This is a genomic window from Corynebacterium sp. HMSC071F07, assembly GCF_001810285.1.
Taxonomy (GTDB): Bacteria; Actinomycetota; Actinomycetes; order Mycobacteriales; family Mycobacteriaceae; genus Corynebacterium; species Corynebacterium simulans.
Genome location: NZ_KV800702.1, coordinates 1 through 19967 on the forward strand (window position 1 = coordinate 1; position 19967 = coordinate 19967).

Annotated in this window: 22 protein-coding genes and 1 pseudogene; 7 read left to right on the forward strand and 16 right to left on the reverse strand. The window is 61.3% G+C overall.

Translation table 11 applies throughout. The annotated features are described in order from the left end of the window. Positions 1-159: 159 nt before the first annotated feature. Complete coding sequence (locus HMPREF2724_RS03735) at positions 160-672, forward strand: CPBP family intramembrane glutamic endopeptidase (protein ID WP_070587245.1); 513 nt, start codon at positions 160-162, stop codon at positions 670-672. Positions 673-685: 13 nt separating this feature from the next. On the opposite strand, the gene HMPREF2724_RS03740 is transcribed toward HMPREF2724_RS03735, so the two are convergent. The 4 genes from HMPREF2724_RS03740 to HMPREF2724_RS03755 all read right to left on the reverse strand — a co-directional run bounded on the left by HMPREF2724_RS03740 (position 686) and on the right by HMPREF2724_RS03755 (position 3506). Next, on the reverse strand, positions 686-1000 hold the full coding sequence (locus HMPREF2724_RS03740) for a DUF4288 domain-containing protein (RefSeq protein WP_046645302.1): 315 nt from the start codon (positions 998-1000) through the stop codon (positions 686-688). Positions 1001-1110: 110 nt separating this feature from the next. Then, positions 1111-1380: a 30S ribosomal protein S15 gene (rpsO, locus tag HMPREF2724_RS03745; protein ID WP_005528980.1), complete on the reverse strand. Its 270-nt coding sequence runs from the start codon at positions 1378-1380 to the stop codon at positions 1111-1113. 167 nt (positions 1381-1547) lie between these two features. Next, entirely contained in the window at positions 1548-2480 is a 933-nt protein-coding gene (locus tag HMPREF2724_RS03750) for a nucleoside hydrolase (protein WP_070587248.1), read from the reverse strand. Next, positions 2481-3506 carry a bifunctional riboflavin kinase/FAD synthetase gene (locus tag HMPREF2724_RS03755; RefSeq protein ID WP_070587250.1) on the reverse strand — a complete coding sequence of 342 codons (1026 nt, stop codon included), beginning with the start codon at positions 3504-3506 and terminating at the stop codon, positions 2481-2483. Between the two features lie 37 nt (positions 3507-3543). On the opposite strand from HMPREF2724_RS03755, the gene truB reads away from it, so the two are divergent. After that, positions 3544-4437: a tRNA pseudouridine(55) synthase TruB gene (truB, locus tag HMPREF2724_RS03760; RefSeq protein ID WP_061923122.1), complete on the forward strand. Its 894-nt coding sequence runs from the start codon at positions 3544-3546 to the stop codon at positions 4435-4437. Positions 4438-4466: 29 nt separating this feature from the next. Here the strand turns inward: truB and HMPREF2724_RS03765 are convergent, their stop codons facing one another. The 9 genes from HMPREF2724_RS03765 to rimP form a co-directional block, all read right to left on the reverse strand. Beyond that, positions 4467-5135: a 4'-phosphopantetheinyl transferase family protein gene (locus HMPREF2724_RS03765; RefSeq protein ID WP_070587252.1), complete on the reverse strand. Its 669-nt coding sequence runs from the start codon at positions 5133-5135 to the stop codon at positions 4467-4469. Beyond that, positions 5135-5962 (reverse strand): metallophosphoesterase family protein, encoded by an 828-nt coding sequence (locus HMPREF2724_RS03770; protein WP_070587254.1) that lies wholly within the window; start codon positions 5960-5962, stop codon positions 5135-5137. Before HMPREF2724_RS03770 ends, HMPREF2724_RS03765 begins: the two co-directional genes overlap by 1 nt. Positions 5963-5991: 29 nt before the next feature. Next, entirely contained in the window at positions 5992-7338 is a 1347-nt protein-coding gene (locus tag HMPREF2724_RS03775) for an MATE family efflux transporter (protein WP_179294358.1), read from the reverse strand. A gap of 5 nt (positions 7339-7343) precedes the next feature. Continuing rightward, positions 7344-8336, reverse strand: a complete 993-nt coding sequence (locus HMPREF2724_RS03780) for a DHH family phosphoesterase (RefSeq protein ID WP_070587258.1) — start codon at positions 8334-8336, stop codon at positions 7344-7346. A gap of 1 nt (position 8337) precedes the next feature. Beyond that, positions 8338-8781, reverse strand: a complete 444-nt coding sequence (gene rbfA, locus HMPREF2724_RS03785; RefSeq protein ID WP_061923135.1) for a 30S ribosome-binding factor RbfA — start codon at positions 8779-8781, stop codon at positions 8338-8340. A 168-nt stretch (positions 8782-8949) separates the two neighbouring features. Continuing rightward, positions 8950-11790: a translation initiation factor IF-2 gene (infB, locus tag HMPREF2724_RS03790; protein ID WP_070587260.1), complete on the reverse strand. Its 2841-nt coding sequence runs from the start codon at positions 11788-11790 to the stop codon at positions 8950-8952. Between the two features lie 164 nt (positions 11791-11954). Further along, on the reverse strand, positions 11955-12266 hold the full coding sequence (locus tag HMPREF2724_RS12320; protein ID WP_082778614.1) for a YlxR family protein: 312 nt from the start codon (positions 12264-12266) through the stop codon (positions 11955-11957). 130 nt (positions 12267-12396) lie between these two features. After that, positions 12397-13413, reverse strand: a complete 1017-nt coding sequence (nusA, locus tag HMPREF2724_RS03795) for a transcription termination factor NusA (protein ID WP_061923138.1) — start codon at positions 13411-13413, stop codon at positions 12397-12399. Continuing rightward, a complete protein-coding gene (gene rimP / locus HMPREF2724_RS03800; RefSeq protein WP_070587263.1) occupies positions 13410-13976 on the reverse strand; it encodes a ribosome maturation factor RimP in 567 nt (188 codons plus the stop codon). The genes nusA and rimP overlap by 4 nt, the downstream gene beginning before the upstream one ends. A gap of 37 nt (positions 13977-14013) precedes the next feature. On the opposite strand from rimP, the gene HMPREF2724_RS03805 reads away from it, so the two are divergent. The 3 genes and pseudogenes from HMPREF2724_RS03805 to HMPREF2724_RS03815 form a co-directional block, all read left to right on the forward strand. After that, complete coding sequence (locus HMPREF2724_RS03805; RefSeq protein ID WP_070497220.1) at positions 14014-14901, forward strand: hypothetical protein; 888 nt, start codon at positions 14014-14016, stop codon at positions 14899-14901. A 136-nt stretch (positions 14902-15037) separates the two neighbouring features. Next, positions 15038-15259 carry a hypothetical protein gene (locus HMPREF2724_RS03810; RefSeq protein WP_070587265.1) on the forward strand — a complete coding sequence of 74 codons (222 nt, stop codon included), beginning with the start codon at positions 15038-15040 and terminating at the stop codon, positions 15257-15259. After that, positions 15187-15459: pseudogene (locus HMPREF2724_RS03815) on the forward strand (MMPL family transporter); the annotation flags it as partial. The gene HMPREF2724_RS03810 and the pseudogene HMPREF2724_RS03815, both read left to right, overlap by 73 nt. Here HMPREF2724_RS03815 and HMPREF2724_RS03820 read toward each other — a convergent pair. Then, positions 15428-15805: a DoxX family protein gene (locus HMPREF2724_RS03820; protein ID WP_070456424.1), complete on the reverse strand. Its 378-nt coding sequence runs from the start codon at positions 15803-15805 to the stop codon at positions 15428-15430. The pseudogene HMPREF2724_RS03815 and the gene HMPREF2724_RS03820 sit on opposite strands and share 32 nt — an antisense overlap. Positions 15806-16013: 208 nt before the next feature. Between HMPREF2724_RS03820 and HMPREF2724_RS03825 the strand changes: the two genes are divergently transcribed. Next, on the forward strand, positions 16014-16349 hold the full coding sequence (locus tag HMPREF2724_RS03825) for a transglycosylase family protein (RefSeq protein WP_070456422.1): 336 nt from the start codon (positions 16014-16016) through the stop codon (positions 16347-16349). A gap of 404 nt (positions 16350-16753) precedes the next feature. Here the strand turns inward: HMPREF2724_RS03825 and HMPREF2724_RS03830 are convergent, their stop codons facing one another. Beyond that, positions 16754-18523, reverse strand: a complete 1770-nt coding sequence (locus HMPREF2724_RS03830) for a proline--tRNA ligase (protein WP_070587386.1) — start codon at positions 18521-18523, stop codon at positions 16754-16756. Between the two features lie 31 nt (positions 18524-18554). On the opposite strand from HMPREF2724_RS03830, the gene yaaA reads away from it, so the two are divergent. Then, positions 18555-19295, forward strand: coding sequence for a peroxide stress protein YaaA (yaaA, locus tag HMPREF2724_RS03835; protein WP_070433238.1), 741 nt, complete (start codon positions 18555-18557; stop codon positions 19293-19295). A gap of 17 nt (positions 19296-19312) precedes the next feature. Here yaaA and HMPREF2724_RS03840 read toward each other — a convergent pair. Beyond that, a partial coding sequence (locus HMPREF2724_RS03840) for a DUF4921 family protein (RefSeq protein ID WP_141748334.1) occupies positions 19313-19967 on the reverse strand: 655 nt, incomplete at its 5' end.

Consider the following 19967-nt stretch of genomic DNA (forward strand, 5'->3'; position numbering starts at 1 on the left):
CACCGGTACCAAAAACTCGCATCTGACAGCCCGGCGATCATCGGTGCCGCCGGTTAAAAATGGTTAGGTTTCTACAACGAGTAGCGATTTTAGCAGCTTTCCTGGGATTATGTCGAACATCACGCTCCCCGACTCGCGGTACAGCCTTAGACTTAAACCATGGTCATGTTGTTGCTGTGGTCGCTTCCCACACTCATCTACCTTCTCCTGCGCCGCCAGCCGGCAGTCGCCGTCTGCGGACTGGGACGTCCATGGGCGCGCGGGTGGGCGTGGGCAGCAGTGATGCTGCTCGTGTTGCTGGTGCTGAGCTACCTCGCGTTGTTGCCTGCGCCGCCGGAGGTTGTCGCGCAGACCACGACTGCAACAACGGCAATGGGATTCCTCGCGATGGCGCTGCGCGCGGTGGGCGAAGAAATCTTCTTCCGCGGTTTCCTACAAGGAATTATCACCCAGCGCTGGAATGCCAGCGCGGGAATTACAGTGCAGGGCCTCCTCTTCGGCCTCATCCACCTACCGCTGGCCATGCTGGATGTCAGCCTCATCCCGCTCTTTGTTTTGCAGATTGCCACCGGCTTCGCCATGGGTTGGCTGCGCGAGAAAAGCGCTTCTCTATGGCCCGGCGCCACCGTGCACGCTACCATCAACGTCCTCACGGCAGTGCTCCTCGTGTAGCCCACGCTCGGGACTAGGCGAACGGGTCGCGCCCTCCCAGCATCATTTCGAAGCGCGCATAGTCCTCAAGCGACGCAAAGTGGCGCGCATAGAGGTCCACGTCTCCCTCGACCGTGCCGTCGAGTGCGGGCGCGACATCCACGATGTGGCGCATCACGATTGTGGGATGCTCTGCCGATTCTTGGCTACGCGCCAGCGCCTCGACCTTCGCGCGCGCCTCATCGTCGTCTGTGGCACGGACGAGGACAAAATCTTCCCGGAAATACGACGGCTCACTGGGCTCTACCGATTCAAGTTCAAAAACGACAATGCCGATATAAGGTTCCATGGTGCCAAGCTACCGTCTCTGGGGCCGCGATACCTGCTGCGTGATCGAGACGGCCTCAAAAACGCAACAAACCCCGTCCGAAGACGGGGTTTGAAAGCAACCGAAAAGGCTTAGCGGCGCAGGCCCAGGCGGGAGATGAGGTCACGGTAACGATCGATGTCGTTAGCTGCGAGGTACTTCAGCAGGCCGCGGCGACGACCGACCATCAGCAGCAGACCACGACGGGAGTGGTGATCGTGCTTGTGGAACTTCAGGTGCTCGGTCAGGGTGTTGATACGGGAGGTCAGCAGAGCGATCTGTGCCTCTGGGGAGCCGGTGTCGGTCTCGTGCAGGCCGTACTCCTTGAGGATCTCTGCCTTCTTCTCAGTGCTCAAAGCCATGTTGGATTTCTCCTATTGTATTTCAGTCCGCATGAAATTCTTAGCGCCTTTAACTGCTGCGGACCGCAGTCACAAAGCCAAGGGATAACTCTAACAGCTTTTCTGCCCCAAACCCAAACTGCGGCTTCTTGGCACAATCCGCAGGAAGGCACGCCACTTTCTGCACGTTAATGCTGTTGCAGAAGCGAATCGAGCTTGTCCATCAGCTCGGCCACAAAACGCGGGGCATCCACATCTACTGCCACGTGGGCAGCCTTGTGTAGTTCTTGCATCCTGGCAACATCGCCGATGGTGCGGCCAGGGGTCGTGCCAGTAGTTTCGCAGGCCAGGTTGGTATCGAAGCAGGTGACCAGGCTAGGGTCTGCCGCCACGGCCACCGCGAGCGGATCATGCAGGCCACAACCGCCCAGGTCCGGTTCGATGGCGGCGTAGGCGCGGATGTAATAGTCGAGCATGTCCGCATAAACGCGTCCGGCCCGCGTACCGAGCCAACGCCACTGCCGTGTCTCCGCAGTGGTCAGAAGCGTTTGCAGCGTAACATCCAAGCCCACCATCGTGACATCGCGTGCAGTGCGGAAGAGGAAGTCCGTGGCGGCGGGGTCCTGCGCCACGTTGGCCTCAGACCAGGTGGTGACGTTGCCCGGCACGGTCAGGGCGCCGCCCATCATGACGATGCGAGTGTCCGCGAGTGCCGGCTCAGCTTTCAGCGCCGCCGCAATCGTGGTGGACGGCCCAGTCGGGATAATCACCAGGTCTTCGCCATGTTCACGCGCCGACCGGCACAGAAACTCCACCGCGGATTTTTGCTGTACCTGCCCGCGCGGCGGCGGAAGCAGAACGTCGCCAATGCCATTGCGGCCATGGATGAATGCGGAAATTGGCTTGACCTGGAATCCCGCCGGCTGCTCACCGGCAAAGACCGGGACGTCGCCCGCGCCGAGCAGCTCCAGCAGCACCAAGGTATTGCGCACGCCCAGTTCCACAGGCACGTTGCCATAAGTCACCGTCACGCCGATGAGCTCGAGGCCTGGGTGCGCCAGCGCATAGGCCAGCGCCAGGGCATCGTCGATCCCGGTATCGAGATCCAAAATGACCTTCATTTAGCCCTCCTGCAGGAAGTACTCGTCCTTCTCCCAACCGCGGGCCTTAGCATCCTCGGCGAGGACCTCACGTGCCTTGGCCACATCTGCTGCCATCGCGTCCAGCAACTCTTCTACCGAGTTGAACTTCACCATGTCGCGCAGATGATCCACGAACTTCACGGTGGCCACGTGCCCATAGAGATCGGCGTCGCGATCCAGCACGAAGGACTCGATGGAACGTTCTTCGTCGCCGAAGGTCGGGTTCGTGCCCACGGAGATCGCTGCCGCATAAGCCACGCCATGGTCCATGTTGCCCTCGACGGGTGCCTCAGCCGGCTCCAGGATGAACCAACCCGCATAGACGCCATCGGCCGGAATAGCCACGCTGTCCGGGAAGTACTGATTGGCGGTGGGAAAACCGAGCTCCTTGCCGCCGCGCCCGGCACCGCGCACCACCGGGCCAGTCACTGAGAAGTGGCGGCCAAGCGCCCAGTTAGCCTTGGCAATCTCGCCCGCCGCCAGGTTAGCGCGGATGTTTGTGGAGCAGATTCGCACCCCGGCGTCGTCAAGCAGCGGCACCACGTCGACGCTAAAGCCATAGGTTTTGCCGAACTCCACCATCGCGTCCGCCGTGCCGCTCGCGCCCGCACCGAACGTGAAATTCTCCCCCACGACCACATGACGCGCGTGCAGCTTTCCCACAATCAGGTCTTCGACGTAGTGCTGCGGAGTCGTGCCCACGAGCTCCTTGGTGAAGTCGATGACGAGCACCGCATCGATGCCCATCTCTTCCGCCAGCTGCAGGCGGCGCTCAAACGTCACCACGGACAGCGGCGCGCGCTCCGGGAGGAAGACCGCGACGGGGTGCGGATCAAAAGTCACCATCACCGTGCGCAATTCCTTTGCGCGCGCGAAGCTCACCGCATTATTGATCAGCTGCTGATGGCCGCGGTGTACGCCGTCAAAGACACCGATGGTCACCGCAGTCGGGCCAAAGTCACCGGGGATGCTGTCGATTCCGTACCAAATATCCACGGCCACCATGCTAATGCACGGCGAGGCGTGGAATAGACTGCAGGGCATGACTGATGCGCTCGCAAATTCTGGCCTGGTGGTAGTGGACAAGCCGCAAGGCATGACCTCACACGATGTGGTGGGCCGCCTCCGCCGCATATTTCACACCCGCAAGGTGGGCCACGCAGGCACCCTCGACCCGATGGCCACCGGCGTTTTGGTGGTCGGTTTGGAACGCGGCACCAAGTTCCTCGCGCACATGGTCGCGTCAACCAAGTCCTACGACACCACTATTCGCCTTGGCATGGCGACGCATACTGACGACGCCGAGGGCGAGCGCACCTGGGGCGAGCCTGCAAGCGAACTCGATATGGAGCAGGTCAATAAAGAGGTCACAGCTCTCACCGGTGACATCATGCAGCGCCCCGCCGCAGTCTCAGCTATCAAGATCGACGGCAAGCGCGCCCACGAGCGCGTGCGCGAGGGCGAAGAGGTAGAAATCCCCGCCCGCCCGGTTACGGTCAGCCGCTTCGACATCCTCGCCCACCGTATCGAAGGTGAGTACCTGGACCTCGACGTCACCGTTGATTGCTCGTCTGGCACCTATATTCGCTCCCTCGCCCGCGACTTAGGTGAGGCGCTCGGCGTGGGCGGTCACCTCACCGCCCTGCGCCGCACGGAGGTAGGGCCTTTTAAGCTTGGCGACGCCCGCACTCTCGACGAGCTTGCAGAGGCTCCGGCCTTATCGCTTAGCCTCGACGAGGCGCTCGCCCGCTCCTACCCTGTCCTTCAGGTCACCGAAGACGAGGCAAAGGCGCTCGCCATGGGCAAATGGCTCGAGCCGCGCGGGCTAAAGGGCACCTATGCGGCAGTAGATCCTGATGGTCGCTCGATTGCGCTCATCAAGGAAAAAGGAAAGCGCCTGGCCACGGTCTTCGTGGCGCGGCCGTCGACGCTTTAAGCCCGTGGTGGGCTATTGAGGGCCCACCACTAAAAGCCCACCGCGGGCACCACCGTGGAGACGATGACGAAGCCATCGCGGATAATCCAGCGGCCGCCAATCAGCGGCACGGGGGTCGGCCGGGCCAAGATATAGGAGATCAAGGTGCCATCGAGGCGCAGGTCGATCTCTGCCTGGTCGAAGTCCAGCCAGCGATGTGTCATGGGAAACCACGCTTTGTACGTGGCTTCCTTGGCGCAGAACAAGAGGCGATCGGGACAAGCAATCCCGGCGTCGGCAAGCTGCGTTAACTGCGCCATCTCCCCTGCGCGCGCAATCATGGTCAGCACGTGATCGGGCAATGGCTCGGCGGGTTCGGCGTCGAGGCCCATAGAGCGCACATGTTTACTCGGAGCCGCTACCGCCGCACGCAGGCCCTCTGTATGCGTCATGGAACCGGTATAGCCGTGCGGCCACAGCGGCATGCCCCGCTCGCCGCGCATGATGGGCTCCTGACTTGCACAGCCCAGCTCCTGCAAAGCGCGATGCGCGCACCAACGGGCGTCTCCGAATTCCGCCTTGCGCACGTCAACTGCCTGGGAGACCAAGGATTGCTCCTCCGGATCCAGCTGCGTGTAATTCACCAAATCCGTAAGCGCAGCGTCGGTGCGCACGTAGCAGTAGCGGGCGGTATCTGGGAACAGGTGTGGTTCCAGCATTAGCGCACCTCCTCAAGCGCCGAGGACGCAGGCTCATCACTGTGTAGGACCGGATAGGGCCACTGCTGGAGATGTCCGTGCGCCTCCCACTCGCGGGGATAGCCCAGTGAGACCTCGATGTGGTCTACCCCATCGACGTTGGTGCGGCCGGGCAGATGCAGGTGACCGTAGATGACCGCCTGCGCGTTATAGCGCCGCGCCCACGAGTGGGTATGGCGAGTGCCGCACCACAGGGCGATTTCCGGCCACGCCATGCGCAGAGTGGGTTCTTGAACCAGCGGCCAGTGATTGACCAACACCGTAGGCCCCCTTCCCCGGGAAAGGCGCTTGATGGAATAGGCAAGGCGATCCCAGCACCAGGCGCGAACATCGACGAAGGGAGCGATGGCGAAGTCATCGGTCATGACAATCTGGCGTTCACGGGCGCGTTCTAGGGCACCCTCGACGGTGGTGCCGGGTGGGCGGAAGCTGTAATCATAAAGGGTAAACAGCGGCACGATGGTCACCCCGCCGAAGACGGGATATGGGTCTTCCGGAGTCACCACGCCGATTTCGCGGCAGCCCTCCACCAGCTCGTCATACTTGGCGCGGCCCTGGCACCTATCTTGGGAACGCGAGAAGAGCTCGTGGTTTCCCGGCACCCAGATCACCTTGGCATAGCGCCGCGAAAGCTTAGTGAGGATGCGCAGTACGAGTTCGGTGCGCTCGGCCACGTCACCGGCCACGATGAGCCAATCGGCAGGATCTTCCGGGTAAAGCTCATCGATGCGGCTGGAATTAGCACGCACTGCCGCGTGAAGATCTGACACCGCCCATAAGGTGGCCATGGCGTGCTCCTTTCTTCTTCCCTTTCAGGTTAGACCACGGCCCAGCGCATCGAGCGGAAGCGATAGACCACGCCAAGGAAACGGATGAAAACAAACAGCGCAAGGCCGCACCACACGCCGGGCAGGCCCGCGCCCAAGGCGTAGGCCGTCCACACGCCGGGTAGGAATCCGCAGAGCACCGAAACAATGGTCAGCGTACGCAGGAAGGCGGCATCGCTGGCGCCGAGCAGGACGCCGTCGAGTGCAAAGACCACGCCTCCCAGAACCACCATGGCAATCATGATGAGCCACGGCAGCCGGATGACCTCGCGCACCACTGCATCGGTGGTGAAAAGCGCAGGAATGATGCCGATGCCCAGGGCTAGGACTGCGCCGAGCCCGAGCGCAAAGGCCGTGGAGTAGAAAGTGACCTTGGTGCCGACGCTGCGCGCGTGCTTGGCCGAGCCCGCGCCGAGCGCCGCGCCGGTCAGCGCCTGGGCGGCGATGGCCAGAGAATCCAGCACGAGGGTTAGGAAATTCCACAGCTGAATCATGATCTGGTGCGCGGCGAGCTGGGCCGTTCCGAAGCGGGAAGCCACGGCGGCGGCCGAAAGGAAGGCCACCTGGAAGCTGGCAGAGCGCACGATGAGATCGCGGCCCAACACGAGCTGGCGCTTGACGACGCCCCACTGCAGCCGCCAGGAGCCCACGTGCTCACGGCGGAGCTCGCGCAGAAATAGCGCGGCCATGATAGCCATGCCCAGCACGGTGGCCAGGGCGGAGCCGGCAAGGCCCCACTGGTGGACGAATACTGGCACAGCGATAGCGCCAGGAATGAGGCCAGCTAGGGTAAAAAGCAGCGGTTTTACAGTGTTTTGAACGCCGCGCATCCAACCGTTGCCTGCCATCACGGTGAGATTGAGCGGGATAGCGAAGGCGGCGATGCGCAGCCACAGCGCGGTGTACTGGGCAGTTTCTGGATTGCCGGTTAGCCAACGCGCAAAGTGCCCTGCGCCCAACCACATGATGACCGCCAGAGTCATGCCCACGCCGATGGCCACGTAGGTGGCCTGTACGCCTTCGGCTACGGCCTCGTCCTTTTTACCGGCGCCGAAAAGCCGCGAGGCGCGCGCGGTTGTGCCATAGGAAAGAAAAGTCAGCTGGGTGGTGACAACCGTGTGGATGGTCGCCGCTGCACCGAGTGCGGCCAGCTGATGCGCGCCCAAGCGGCCCACCACTGCCGTATCCAACAATAGGTAGAGCGGCATGGCAGCGAGCACGCCGAGCGCCGGAAATGCGAGGCGAAATACCTCACCAGCGCTCACGCGGGTGACTGCCTTACCTGGCTTCGAAGTATCTTCTGCTTCTGCCGAAGCATTGTCCTGTTCGCACCGCATGACGGTTACTCCCCTACAGCATTTTCTTCGTCGTAAGCGGCAAGTGCGTCGACGAGATGAGCAATGATTTCTTCTGGCTTGCCCAGGGCCGTATAACCGGCCGCCGGGATGTGCCCGCCGCCGTCGAACATGAGCGCCACCTGCGCGCAGTTAACGGTGGAAGAACGCAGCGACACCGCCCAGACTCCCGCACGTTGCTCTTTGAACACCACGCCCATGTCGGTACCTTTGAGCGCGCGAACGAAGTCCACCATGGATTCCACGGCGGAATCGGAGTGCGACTGTACTTCCTCAACGGGCACAATAAGCGTGCCGAGGCGGTGCTCGCCGGCCTCGATGATGCGCAGACCAGACAGCACGCGGCCGACCATCTGCACGTCGTCGGCAGTATTGGAGTCCATCAGATCCACTGCGATCTGTTTGGTATCGAGCCCATAGAACATCAGGCGGGCAGCGATGTCGTGCATGACTGGCCGACCCCAGCGGAAGCTGCCGGTGTCGGTAACCAGACCGGCATAAAGGCAATGCGCAATCCCACGATCGATCTGCACGGAGAGCATATCGAGGACGTCGAGAAGCACCACAGTGGTGGACTCGCACTCCGGATCAATCAGGTTGATGGAACCGAAACCGCGGTTCGATGCGTGGTGGTCGATGCACAGAACCCGGCCGGTGCCTGCCATCTTCTCCAACTCCCCCATGAGAGCGCCGGTGCGGTCGATGGAACCGCAGTCCACCGTGACATAAAGATCATAGCCTTTTGGCAGGGTGTTGACGAGCTCAATCTCGTCGGCGGCAGGGATGGTGAAGAGATTGTTCGAAAACGGGCGTTCCTGGCCGATGACGGTGCGGGTCTGCTTGCCCCGCTGGCGCAACGCCAAGTTCAACGCGGCGGCAGAGCCGATAGCATCCGCATCGGGGCGCAGGTGCGTAATGATGCAGATGCTGCTCGCTTCTACCAAGGCGTCGGCGGCGCCTTGATAATCAGCGCGGCGCACCCTAGGCCTCTTCCCGATCGGAATCCTTGTATGGGTTCGCGTCTCCAGCTGGCTTCGCGTTGGCCTTCAACTTGGCAAGCTCCGCATCGCGGGCGCGGGCGCGCTCCAGCAAATCCTCCATGTGGGCGGAAGCCTCCGGAACGGTATCGACCTCGAAGGCGAGCGTCGGGGTAAAGCGCACGGAGAGCTGATCGCCCACAATCTTGCGCAGTTGTCCCTTCGCGCGGTTGAGTGCCTCTGCTGCCTTGTCGAAGTCCGGCTCGGAGTCGATGTCCTTGCCGCGCACGGTGTAGTAAACGGTGGCATCATGGAGATCACCCGTGACGCGAGTATCGGTGATGGTCACCATCTCGAGGCGACGATCCTTGATCTCGCGTTCGATAGCACTCGCCACGATTTCCTGAATACGCTTGGCCATTCGTGCAGCACGAGCGTGGTCAACCATGGTGCAACTCCTTCTCCGTCGAACTAGCGATCTCTACCAAGATCTATAAAATCGTGTTCATCTTACATTACTCCGCATACATGTCCTGCAGCAGAAGCTGCAAATAAAATCGCCAGGGCTTCCCCCATCGGGGAAACACCTGGCGATTCTATTTATGCCGCTTGCGGACTAGGTACGCGGAACCTCGACCTCTTCGTAGGCCTGGATCTGGTCGCCCACCTGGATGTCCGGGTAAGACAGGACCATACCGCACTCGTAGCCGGCGTTGATCTCGTTTGCGTCGTCCTTTTCGTGGCGCAGGGACTCGATCTTGGCGTCGGAAGTAATGACGTTGCCATCGCGAACGAGACGGACCTTGCCGTTGCGCTTGACCTTGCCCTCGGTAACCATGCAGCCCGCGATGGTGCCGACAGCGGAGGACTTGAACAGCGCGCGGATTTCCGCAGCACCGGTGTCGCGCTCCTCGTAGATTGGCTTAAGCATACCCTTGAGAGCAGCCTCGACCTCTTCGATGGCGCGGTAGATAATCGTGTAGTAGCGGATATCCACGCCCTCGGCGTTAGCTTCCTCAGTTGCCTTACCCTCAGCGCGAACGTTGAAGGCGATGATGATTGCGTCGGAAGCCGCTGCCAGGGAGACGTTGGTCTGGGTTACAGCACCAACGCCACGGTCGATGATGTTGAGCTGTACCTCGTCGTCGATCTCGATGTCCAACAACGCATCTTCCAGGGCTTCCACCGAACCGGCGTTGTCGCCCTTGAGGATGAGGTTGAGGGTCGAGGTCTCCTTGAGAACTGCATCCAGATCCTCGAGAGAAACGCGCTTGCGAGCCTTTGCCTGCAGAGCGGAACGCTTACGAGCATCACGCTGTGCAGCAATCTGGCGTGCCACGCGGTCATCTTCCACCACGAGCAGGTTGTCGCCGGCACCTGGAACACCGTTGAGGCCCTGGACCTGAACCGGACGGGACGGACCAGCCTCTTCGACGTCGTTACCAAACTCGTCGAGCATGCGGCGGACACGGCCGTGCGCATCGCCGACGACGATGGAGTCACCAACACGGAGGGTACCGCGCTGGACGATGACGGTGGCAACCGGGCCGCGGCCACGGTCGAGGTGAGACTCGATGGCAACGCCCTGTGCGTCCATCTCTGGGTTAGCAGTCAGCTCAAGCGCTGCATCAGCAGTCAGGATGACTGCCTCAAGCAGGCTATCGATGTGCAGATCCTGCTTTGCAGAGATGTCGACGAACATGGTGTCGCCGCCGTACTCCTCCGGCACCAGGCCGTACTCGGTGAGCTGGCCACGGATCTTATCCGGGGAAGCCTCTGGCTTATCGATCTTGTTGACTGCAACCACGACTGGGATGTCCGCAGCCTTGGCGTGGTTGATTGCCTCAACGGTCTGCGGCATGACGCCGTCATCGGCTGCGACAACCAGGATTGCCAAGTCAGTGGACTTCGCACCACGTGCACGCATAGCGGTAAACGCCTCGTGACCCGGGGTATCCAGGAAGGTAATGGTGCGCTCGCCATCTTCCAGTTCAACGGTGGTCTGGTATGCACCGATGCCCTGGGTGATGCCGCCGGCCTCGCCCTCGCGCTCGTTGGTCTTACGGATGGAGTCCAAAAGGCGGGTCTTACCGTGGTCGACGTGACCCATGACGGTAACAACTGGAGGACGATTCTCCAGCGCCTCTTCGCCACCCTCGTCCTCACCGAACTTCAGGTCGAAGGACTCGAGCAGCTCACGGTCCTCGTCCTCTGGGGAGACGACCTGGACGTCGTAGTGAATCTCAGCGCCGAGCAGCTGCAGTGTTTCCTCGGAAACGGAGGCGGTTGCGGTAACCATCTCGCCCAAGTTGAACAGTGCCTGCACCAATGCTGCTGGATCTGCACCAATCTTCTCTGCGAAGTCAGCCAAGGAAGCACCGCGGCGCAGACGAATGGTCTTGCCCTTGCCGTCAGGCAGGCGTACGCCGCCTACCTCATGCTTCTGCTGCTCTTCAAACTCATGGCGCTTCTGACGCTTCGACTTCTTGCCGCGACGCGGTGCGCCACCTGGACGGCCGAATGCACCTGCGGTGCCGCCGCGACGTCCGCCGCGTCCGCCACCACGGAAGCCACCTGGGCCGCCGGGTCCACCCTGGCCACGTCCACCGCGGCCGCGGCCACCGCCGCCACCGTTGGAGGACTTAGACGGCATGGCTGCCGGGTTTGGATGCGAAGGCATCATGGCCGGCGATGGACGACGACCGCCGCCCTGCCCCTGACGCTGGTTGCCCTCGCCCTGGCCGGAGCGTCCGCCGCCCTTGCCGCCGCGGTTATCGCCTGGCTTGCCGCCAGGACGCTGGCCCTTGGAGCCGCCCGGACGTGGTCCTGGACGGCCGCCCTCGCCACCACCCGTGGAGAACGGGTTGTTGGCCACGCGGCGGGTGCCGCCCGGCTTCGGCATTGGGCGAGGCGTAGCGTTGCCTGGGTTTGGACGCTCTGCGCCCGGCTTCGGGGCAGACTTGGAACCGGACTTGTCCGCGCCGTTTGCCTGTGGCTTCTGGCCACCCGTCGGGCCCGGCTTAGCAGCACCTGGCTTCGGGGCGCCTGGCTTCGGGGCGCCTGGCTTGGCAGCGGACTTCTGTTCTGCCTGTGCGGAAGCGGAATCCTTTGCGGCAGGCTTTGCACCTGACTTGGCAGCTCCCGGCTTCGGGGCGCCTGGCTTTGGCGCGTTAGCTGCAGGCTTTTCTGCCTTGGCAGCGCCTTCAGCCTTAGCTGGCTTGGCATCCTTGGCAGCCTTGTTTGCGGCAGGCTTTTTCTCTGCCGACTTCTCACCGGCCGGCTTCTCGCCGCCGGACTGCGCCTCGTAGTGGGCGCGCATCTTCTTTACCACTGGAGGTTCAATGGTAGAAGAAGCAGTCTTGACGAATTCGCCCTGCTCCTTGAGCGTGGCGAGTAGTTCCTTGCTGGTTACTCCGAGCTGCTTTGTGAGCTCGTGAACACGTAGCTTTCCGGGCACTTGTCTCCTTGTGATCGTTACTAGGAGCCAAGGCCTGGAAGTGGCCTGACCCCTAGTTAATGGCTATGGACTTTCATCGCTGATGCTTCATCGTCGTGCGCTCATCAGTGTTCGGTCTTCCTTTAACTCTGGCTCGTGAAGACGCGGTGCCTTCACGAATGCACCTATGATTCGCCGGCTTTCGCCAGCTTCTCCAGGTACTCACGTACGTGACCTGTATCCACGTCAGTGGATAACCGAAGCGCGCGCCGAAATGCTCGGGTGCGCTCCGCCAGCTCTAATGCAGAAAGTTCCGGGCTAATCCAGGCTCCCCTTCCGGGAAGGCGGCGCCGCGGATCCGCCACGACACGCCGGCCGCTTGGGTCATCGCGGTCAACGACAACACGCAATAGCTGCGTATCGGGAAAGCGGCGGCGCGTAGCAATACAGGTACGAATACGTACGTGAGGGTCTGACTGTGGTTGTCTCAGTGACATCCAACTCCCTTACGTTTTCGTGCTTACCTGAAAAACGCCACAGCTTTTTCTGCATGTGGGCCGTTATCTAGCTTACGCGAAAACCTGGCAGAACCTTAATTAGTACCTTTATCCCAGTGCAGCCCGACTACTAGTTGGATTTTGCATCGGAGTGGATGTCGATCTTCCACCCGGTAAGACGCGCCGCCAGGCGAGCGTTCTGGCCTTCCTTACCAATTGCCAAAGACAGCTGGTAATCCGGAACGGTCACGCGCGCAACCTGTGCTTCGTGGTCAATGACCTCAACGCGGACAACCTTGGACGGTGCCAGGGAGTTGCCCACGTAGACGCTTGGGTCCTCGCTGTAGTCGATGATGTCGATCTTCTCGCCGCCGAGCTCACGCATGATGTTGTTGACGCGCTGGCCACGTGGACCAATGCAGGCGCCCTTGGCGTTAAGGCCCTTAGCGTGGCCCACCACTGCCACCTTGGAGCGGTGTCCGGCCTCACGCGCGATGGCCACGAGCTCGACGGTGCCGTCGCCCACCTCAGGGACTTCCAGCTCGAACAGGCCGCGCACCAGCTCCGGGTGGGTGCGCGAAAGGGTGATCTGCACCTGCGCGCCGTTGCGGGTAACTCCCACAACATATGCCTTGATACGGTCACCGTGCTCGAGTTTCTCACCCGGCAGCTGCTCAGCGGGCAGCAAGATAGCGTCCTGGGAATCCAGTTCAGTACCGAGCTGGACCACAACGACGCCGCGCTCGTTGGCGCGCACATCGCGCTGGACGACGCCGGATACGACGCGCCCAGTCAGTTCCGAATAGGACTCATAGGTTTGCTCGGCTTCTGCCTCGCGCAGCTTGCGGATGATGGCCTCGCGCACTGCCTGCGCACCGAAGCGACCAAAGTTTTCTGGCGTATCGTCGTATTCGCTCAAAGTCTCGCCAGTTTCCAGGTCGGTCTCCGTAACGATGACGGAAACTGCACCGGTGTCGGCGTCGATGTCTACGCGGGACTTGGTGCCCTCCGCCTTGGTTTCTGCCGACTGCTTGCGATAATCCAGGTACGAATACAACAAGGCACTCGCGATCGCTTCGAGCAGGTCCTTGACGTGGACGCCGCGCTCGTTCTGGATCGTACGGAGTGCCTCTAGATCAATATTCACTTTTCATCCTCTCGGGTTGCCGAGTTCTGCTCGGCGTATTCAAACGTCTGCTGCGCTGCCTCCTGCTCGTCCGCAGAAGGTTTAGCAAATTCAATTTCTACCACCGCGCGGTGGATATTTTCCAATCGCTCGATGCGGAATTGGACGTCCTTCTTCACCGTAGTGATAAGCGCTACCGCAGCCTCATCCGCGGAAAGCGCACCAATACGAGCCACTTCGGTCTGGCCCGGAGTGGTTTCAAATGCGACGAGGCGGCCACGGTTGCGGCGACAGTGGCGCGGGGCGGTAAATGGCAGATCGACGCCCGGGGTAGAGACCTCCAGGGTGTAGCCTGCGCCAAAGTTCAACTCGCCTGATTCTTCCTTGGCATCGAAGAATTGGGAGATCTGATTGGAGACTTCTTCCAGGACATCGGAGCTCGGGCGCGTATCACCATCGATGCGGATGATGACCTGGGATTTCTTTCCCGCCTTGGTGGTCTTTACGTCCTCCACGTCGAGTCCGCGGGGCTCCAGCAATGGTTGGAGTAGTTCAGTTAATTGTTCTGCATCTGGAAAAGCCATGCGCTCTAGCCTAACTGTTACGTGTAAGGTCTTTTGCGTGAACCGCCGTGCCCTAGCCCCCATCGCAACGCTTACCGCCCTTGGCGCACTCGCGCCCGCGCTGAGCGGATGCCAAGCCGTCGACTCCATCGTCGACTACTTTGGCCCCCGTCCCGATGAGGCACTCGTGGGCTTAGGCCGCAGCGCCGACGCGGACGCGCAGCAGCTCGCTGCGGTCGATCCCCACGCTTCGCAGTTGCGCTCCGAGCAGGCCGACGCCCTTTATGCCGAGGTCGAGCGGCTTTGCGGCCGCAACGAGAAAGGCGCTGCCCCGCGCTCCTGCGAGGTCCAGCGCGACCCGCAGGCCGCCGACCAAGAGCCGGCCGCAGAAAATATTGATGTCATCGAAGTCATGGACCAAGCCGCGGTGCATACCCGCGACGCCCTGAGCGAGGTCAGCGCGGAGTCCCGCGCGCTGGTGACCAACCAGGCCATCATCTTGGACGCGTGGGAGCCTTCCCAGCTGCCGGAGTCCCCGGAGCTTGAACCCAGCGAAGCCGCCCGCGCCCGAGAGCTTCTGGAATGGGAATACGAGCAGGTCTACGGCCTGGACTTCGCCCGCTCCTACGCCGCGCCGTCGATGGAAGAAAACATCGATGACCGCCTCGAGATGCACGAAAAACGCATCGCAGCGCTGCAAAAGTCACTCGCTCCGCTTGGCGAAGTCCCCCAACCGGCTCCCGCTTACGAGCCAACGCCTGAGGAAATGCCGCTGCCTAGCGACGCTGCTTCCGCCCAAGCTTTCGTCGACCACCTGGGGTGGAATGACTCCCTCGAGTGGTCTTCTGCCGCGTCACAAGCCGCCGCCCCCACTGCCGAGGGCGAGGAACGCGTGGCCTGGCGCAACTGGCTCATCGCCGTTGCTGCCCAATCCCGCGGTTTATAGAAAAGCGTGAATCCCTAAACAAGTTTTCGGGCCCCGCCTTAAGGCTGGGCTTTTACAATGGCCAGGGTGTCTCACCAGAAAATACGCCACTTTAGATGGCTCGCTCATCCCTAGCAAGGACGGCAACTCAGCCATCGTGCCAGTCCAGGTAACGGCCGGGACCTCTACCGAAAGCGCCGACAAGGTCACCCAGCTGCGCGAGTACTTCGGTGAGCACGCCGGCACCCGCAGCGAGGGCTCTGTACTGGTAGGCGGCCCCGACTCCCAGCTAGCTGACGAAGAATCCGCGGCCGCGAGGATGCCCGAGCCGATACCCGCCGCGGCATCCTTAGTGCGTTGTCCGCGACGGGCGGCGTGATTACCTCCGCTGGCATCCTGCTCGCGGCAGTCTTCGCCACATTGGGCGTGCTGCCGCTGGTAGTCCTGGCGCAGCTCGGCATCACCGTCTTGGTACCGGCCTTGGTCCAGATCCTCGGCGAGAAGTTCTGGTGGCCCGCACACCTAAAGCGGGCTGCTACGAACAGCGCTAGCGCACAAGCTGCAACGCCTCGCGAATAATCAGCAACTGTGCTGGCTGACGCAGCACGTGATAGAGCTTCTTACCTACTCCCGTGGAGGATTGATTCCAATCCTTGCGGGCGTGATACATATTGGCGGGCCATACCGCGAGCAACAGTGCTACTGCGGACCAGCCGCCGGCGGAACGTGTGCGCTCATTAATTACTGCTGCACCGGTGGCCAGCTCCCAGATACCTGAGGCATAGTTATAGAACCGCGCACCGCCTGGCAGACGCGGCGGCACGATGGATTCAAATTCTTCCTTCTTCACAAAGTGCAGCGTGCCCATGCTTAGCATCACAGAGCCAAACGTAAGGGCACGGGCACGCTTCCAATCAATAGCCATGCCCTGACTCTACATCGCCGAGTTTTCTCCACCGAGCCCACAGCCGCTTAAGGCTTACTGAGTAGCGGCCAGACAATGAGCAGCAAACTTTACGACGCATTTCATTGCGAGGGCCCTCCCACCGCTTTTACGTTGGTTGGCCATGGACACACCGGAGATACCGCGTGGGTGTTCCTTTAATGACACAAAGAGAAGGAGAACTTTCTCAATGCGTTCAAAGAAGAAGTTTGCAACCCTGTCCGCTGCCGCTGCAATGGGCGTTGCCGCACTGGCGCAACCTGCCGCAAACGCTGCCCCGGCCTCCGCATGGGAACAGGTTGCAGCATGCGAGTCCGGTGGTAACTGGCAGATCAACACGGGCAACGGCTACTACGGTGGCCTGCAGTTCAATGCACAGACCTGGAGCAGCTTCGGCGGCCAGCAGCACGCCCCAACCGCTGACCAGGCAACAAAAGAGCAGCAGATTGCTGTTGCCGAGCAGGTCCTGACTACCCAGGGCGCCGGTGCTTGGCCAAACTGTGGTGGCCCGGTAGGCGGCTACTAAAGCCACACTCATACGTGCCATAAGGCCCTGCCCCTCGAACCGAAAGGGGCAGGGCCTTCGCGTATCCACAGCAACCCACCGCTTTGCATCCCCCATCAACGTACTTCTGTGTGCAAATAGGCCGCCTGATACACGGCAAACAGCTGCCCTATTTACACAGAGCGGTACTCACCTTCTAACGGCTCGCCTCAACCCCTCGCACCGCCCCCCACAAACCGCACCACCCCACGCGGAAACGCCCCGCGAACCCGCGCAGCCGGTTAGACCCAGCTGCCAGGTACCTATATATGCAAATAAGGCCCCCAAATCACAAGATTGGAAGCCCTATTTACATACAGCGGTACCTGCGTCTTAACAGCGTGCCCTTAACAGCACGCGCCAACAGCGCACCCTAACGGCACGCCTCAACCGCGCACGAGCTCCAAGAGCTTGTCCACGATCTGCTCAGCCGGCACCTCAAGCGTCTCGCCACCACGGATGCGCAGCTCGATGATGCCATCGGCAAACGAGCGGCCAAGGATGGCGATGAACGGCATACCCAGCAGCTCAGCGTCCTTGAACTTCACGCCCGGGGAAACCTTCGGACGGTCATCAAAGAGAACCTCGATGCCAGCAGCATCCAGGTCCTCGACCAGCTTCTGCCCTGCCTCAAGCGCAGCGGCGTCCTTGTTCGCCACAGCCACGTGCACCTGGAAAGGAGCAACTTCAACCGGCCAACGCAGGCCCTTCTCGTCAGCCATCTGCTCGGCCAAGACAGCCATCATGCGGGAGATACCGATGCCGTAGGAGCCCATGGTCGGAACCGCACGCTTGCCGTTCTCATCCAGGATCTGAACATCGAATGCCTCGGTGTACTTGCGTCCCAGCTGGAAGATGTGGCCCAACTCGATGCCGCGCTCCAGGGTCAGGGTACCCATGCCGTTCGGTGCCGGATCGCCTTCCTTGACCTCGGCGGCCTCGATGAACTCGTCAACCTCGAAGTCGCGGCCAGCAATACAGCCCACCACGTGGTGGTTAGCCTCATCAGCACCAGTAATCCAGGAAGAGCCCGTTACCACGCGCGGGTCAGCGTAGACCTTGACCTCATTAGCATTGAGAGAACGCGGGCCCACGTAGCCGCGAACCAGGAATGGGTTCTTCTTGAAGTCCTCGTCACCGGCCAGCTCATACTCGGCAGGCTCAAGGGAGGCCTCAAGGCGCTTTTCGTCTAGCTCGCGGTCGCCCGGAATCAGAACAGCAGCTAGCTGCCATTCCTTTTCTTCCTCGCTTGCCGCAGGCTGTGCCACCTTGAGAACCATGCACTTCAGGGTGTCAGCGGCTTCCACCGCACGGCCTTCAACCTCGATGCCTTCAGAGTTAGCCCACTGCACCAAAGAGTCAATGGTCGCTGCATCAGGCGTCTGGTAAACCTTCGCCTCTGCCTGGCCTTCAATTGCTTTTTCTTCCGGCACAGGAGTAACCACGGCCTCAACGTTAGCCGCGTACTCGCCCTCCGTGGCGCGTACGAAGGTGTCCTCACCTGCCGGAGAGACAGCCAGAAATTCCTCGGACGCGGAACCTCCCATGGCACCAGAGGTTGCCTTGCAGATGGCGTAATCAATCTTCAGACGGTTGAAGATGTTCTGGTAAGCCTTGCGGTGGCGCTGGTAGGACTCGTCCAGGCCCTCGTCGCTCATGTCGAAGGAGTAGGAATCCTTCATCACAAACTCGCGGCCGCGGAGGATGCCCGCACGCGGACGCTCCTCATCGCGGTACTTGGTCTGGATTTGGTACAGGGTAACCGGGAAGTCCTTATAAGAGGAGTACATGTCTTTTACCGCCGAGGCGAACATCTCCTCGTGCGTCGGGCCGAGCAGCATGTCTGCGCCCTTGCGGTCCTTCAGGCGGAAGAGGTTATCGCCGTACTCGGTCCAGCGCTGGGTCTGCTCATACGGCTCACGCGGCAAAAGGGCCGGGAAGAGCATCTCCTGGCCGCCGATTGCGTTCATCTCCTCGCGCACGATGTCTTCAATCTTGGACAGGGTGCGCAGGCCGAGTGGCAGCCAGGTGTAAACGCCCGGCGCGGCGCGGCGGACGTAGCCTGCACGAACGAGGAGCTTGTGGCTGGTTACTTCGGCATCTGCCGGATCTTCGCGCAAGGTGCGAAGGAAGAGATTCGAAAGGCGAGTAATCATGCCTAGCACTCTACCCCGCTAGTATTTAGCTATGCTCATTCTCCTCCCTCCTTCTGAGACGAAAGCCCCCGGCGGCACCGGTGCCCCGCTCGACTTCGGAGCATTGTCCTTCCCCTCGCTGAACCCGGCGCGCCAGGAGATCGCGCAGGCGCTTGCCTCTCTCGAGGTGGATGAGGCGATGATTCAGCTAAAGCTCTCGGAAAAGCTCCGCGGGGAGGCCGAGGCCAACCAGGTAATTTATAGCTCTCCTACCCTGCCGGCCATCGAACGGTATACGGGTGTGCTTTATGACGCGCTGGATGCCGCCACGCTTTCCGACGCCGCTCGTTCCCACCTAGCCATCGGCTCCGCCTTGTTCGGCATCGTCCGCGCCGATGATCTGATTCCGCATTATCGTCTCTCCGGCGGAACGAAGCTGAGTGGAAACACTATGAAGTCTTGGTGGGGTAAGGCGATCACTGAGGCCTTGGAGGAAGTCGCGGCCCATGAGCTGGTGGTCGATATGCGCTCTGGCACCTACCAGCAGCTGGGCAAGCTCAAGACGGCGGCCACGGTTCGCGTGGAATCGGTTCAGCCTGATGGCTCGCGCAAGGTCATCTCTCACTTCAACAAGCACTACAAGGGCCTACTCGCCCGCCACGTGCTCAGCCAGCCGGTGCTTCCAACCACCTTCGAGGAGTTTTCCGCAGCCGCCGCAAGCTTCCCCGAGTGGGAGACGGAAATCCGCGGCAGCGAGCGCGCCCCAGAATTGGTGCTCGTGCTTGACTCCTAGGACCGAACACCGGCAAATTAGCTGTTATAGCGCAGGCTATTGCGCTCTAGGCTGCATTCGGTGGCAATCGCAATCCCGGAGGCAAGCTTGCCTCGCTCGCGCAGGCGGTACAGCGAATCAACGATGCGGTCGCGCAATCCCCACGGCGAGATGGTGTTGATATAAATCTTGGTCCCGCCCTCAAAGCCGGCCAGCGTGGACACGCGCAGTTTGATCATCACTCGCCACGGCTGCGCGAGGTCGACCGATGGCGCCTTGTGGTGCCATTCCTCATTACAGGCCACATCGGGGCCAACTGCCGCATGGGCCGCGTGGATAAGGTCAGACATTCCGCGGATTTCCCCAGGCGTTTGCTTCCACGGCTCGCAGTGCTCGGACTTGGAGAAGATCTCCAGTGTGGGATAGCGATGGCCAAAACCGGCAAAGAGTACCGCATAATCGTTTTCTGCAATCACCAGGTTGTGCTGCGCCGCGTAGCCTACGGCCCAGTCGTTGTACATGTTGGGGTGTGCACGCAGGATGTCGTTTTCATGCGCGGCCGACATGCTGAGGTCATCAATGGCCACCAGCTGCTTGTGCAGATGGTCAAAGGAAGCCCCGGCGGGCGCCAGCCAGTTCTGGAAGGCCACCACATAGTCGGCGTAGCGGTTGCGCTCATAAAGGTCACGCATG

Excerpts from the sequence above, each read along its gene's own strand:
- HMPREF2724_RS03765 (WP_070587252.1), bottom strand. The coding sequence starts at position 5,135 with ATGCTGGAACCACACCTGTTCCCAGATACCGCCCGCTACTGCTACGTG.
- HMPREF2724_RS03750 (WP_070587248.1), bottom strand. The coding sequence starts at position 2,480 with ATGAAGGTCATTTTGGATCTCGATACCGGGATCGACGATGCCCTGGCG.
- HMPREF2724_RS03830 (WP_070587386.1), bottom strand. The coding sequence starts at position 18,523 with ATGATTACTCGCCTTTCGAATCTCTTCCTTCGCACCTTGCGCGAAGAT.
- HMPREF2724_RS12320 (WP_082778614.1), bottom strand. The coding sequence starts at position 12,266 with ATGTCACTGAGACAACCACAGTCAGACCCTCACGTACGTATTCGTACC.
- HMPREF2724_RS03735 (WP_070587245.1), top strand. The coding sequence starts at position 160 with ATGGTCATGTTGTTGCTGTGGTCGCTTCCCACACTCATCTACCTTCTC.
- HMPREF2724_RS03820 (WP_070456424.1), bottom strand. The coding sequence starts at position 15,805 with ATGGCTATTGATTGGAAGCGTGCCCGTGCCCTTACGTTTGGCTCTGTG.
- yaaA (WP_070433238.1), top strand. The coding sequence starts at position 18,555 with ATGCTCATTCTCCTCCCTCCTTCTGAGACGAAAGCCCCCGGCGGCACC.
- HMPREF2724_RS03755 (WP_070587250.1), bottom strand. The coding sequence starts at position 3,506 with ATGGTGGCCGTGGATATTTGGTACGGAATCGACAGCATCCCCGGTGAC.
- HMPREF2724_RS03740 (WP_046645302.1), bottom strand. The coding sequence starts at position 1,000 with ATGGAACCTTATATCGGCATTGTCGTTTTTGAACTTGAATCGGTAGAG.
- truB (WP_061923122.1), top strand. The coding sequence starts at position 3,544 with ATGACTGATGCGCTCGCAAATTCTGGCCTGGTGGTAGTGGACAAGCCG.
- HMPREF2724_RS03775 (WP_179294358.1), bottom strand. The coding sequence starts at position 7,338 with ATGCGGTGCGAACAGGACAATGCTTCGGCAGAAGCAGAAGATACTTCG.
- HMPREF2724_RS03825 (WP_070456422.1), top strand. The coding sequence starts at position 16,014 with ATGCGTTCAAAGAAGAAGTTTGCAACCCTGTCCGCTGCCGCTGCAATG.
- rimP (WP_070587263.1), bottom strand. The coding sequence starts at position 13,976 with ATGGCTTTTCCAGATGCAGAACAATTAACTGAACTACTCCAACCATTG.
- rpsO (WP_005528980.1), bottom strand. The coding sequence starts at position 1,380 with ATGGCTTTGAGCACTGAGAAGAAGGCAGAGATCCTCAAGGAGTACGGC.
- rbfA (WP_061923135.1), bottom strand. The coding sequence starts at position 8,781 with ATGGTTGACCACGCTCGTGCTGCACGAATGGCCAAGCGTATTCAGGAA.
- HMPREF2724_RS03770 (WP_070587254.1), bottom strand. The coding sequence starts at position 5,962 with ATGGCCACCTTATGGGCGGTGTCAGATCTTCACGCGGCAGTGCGTGCT.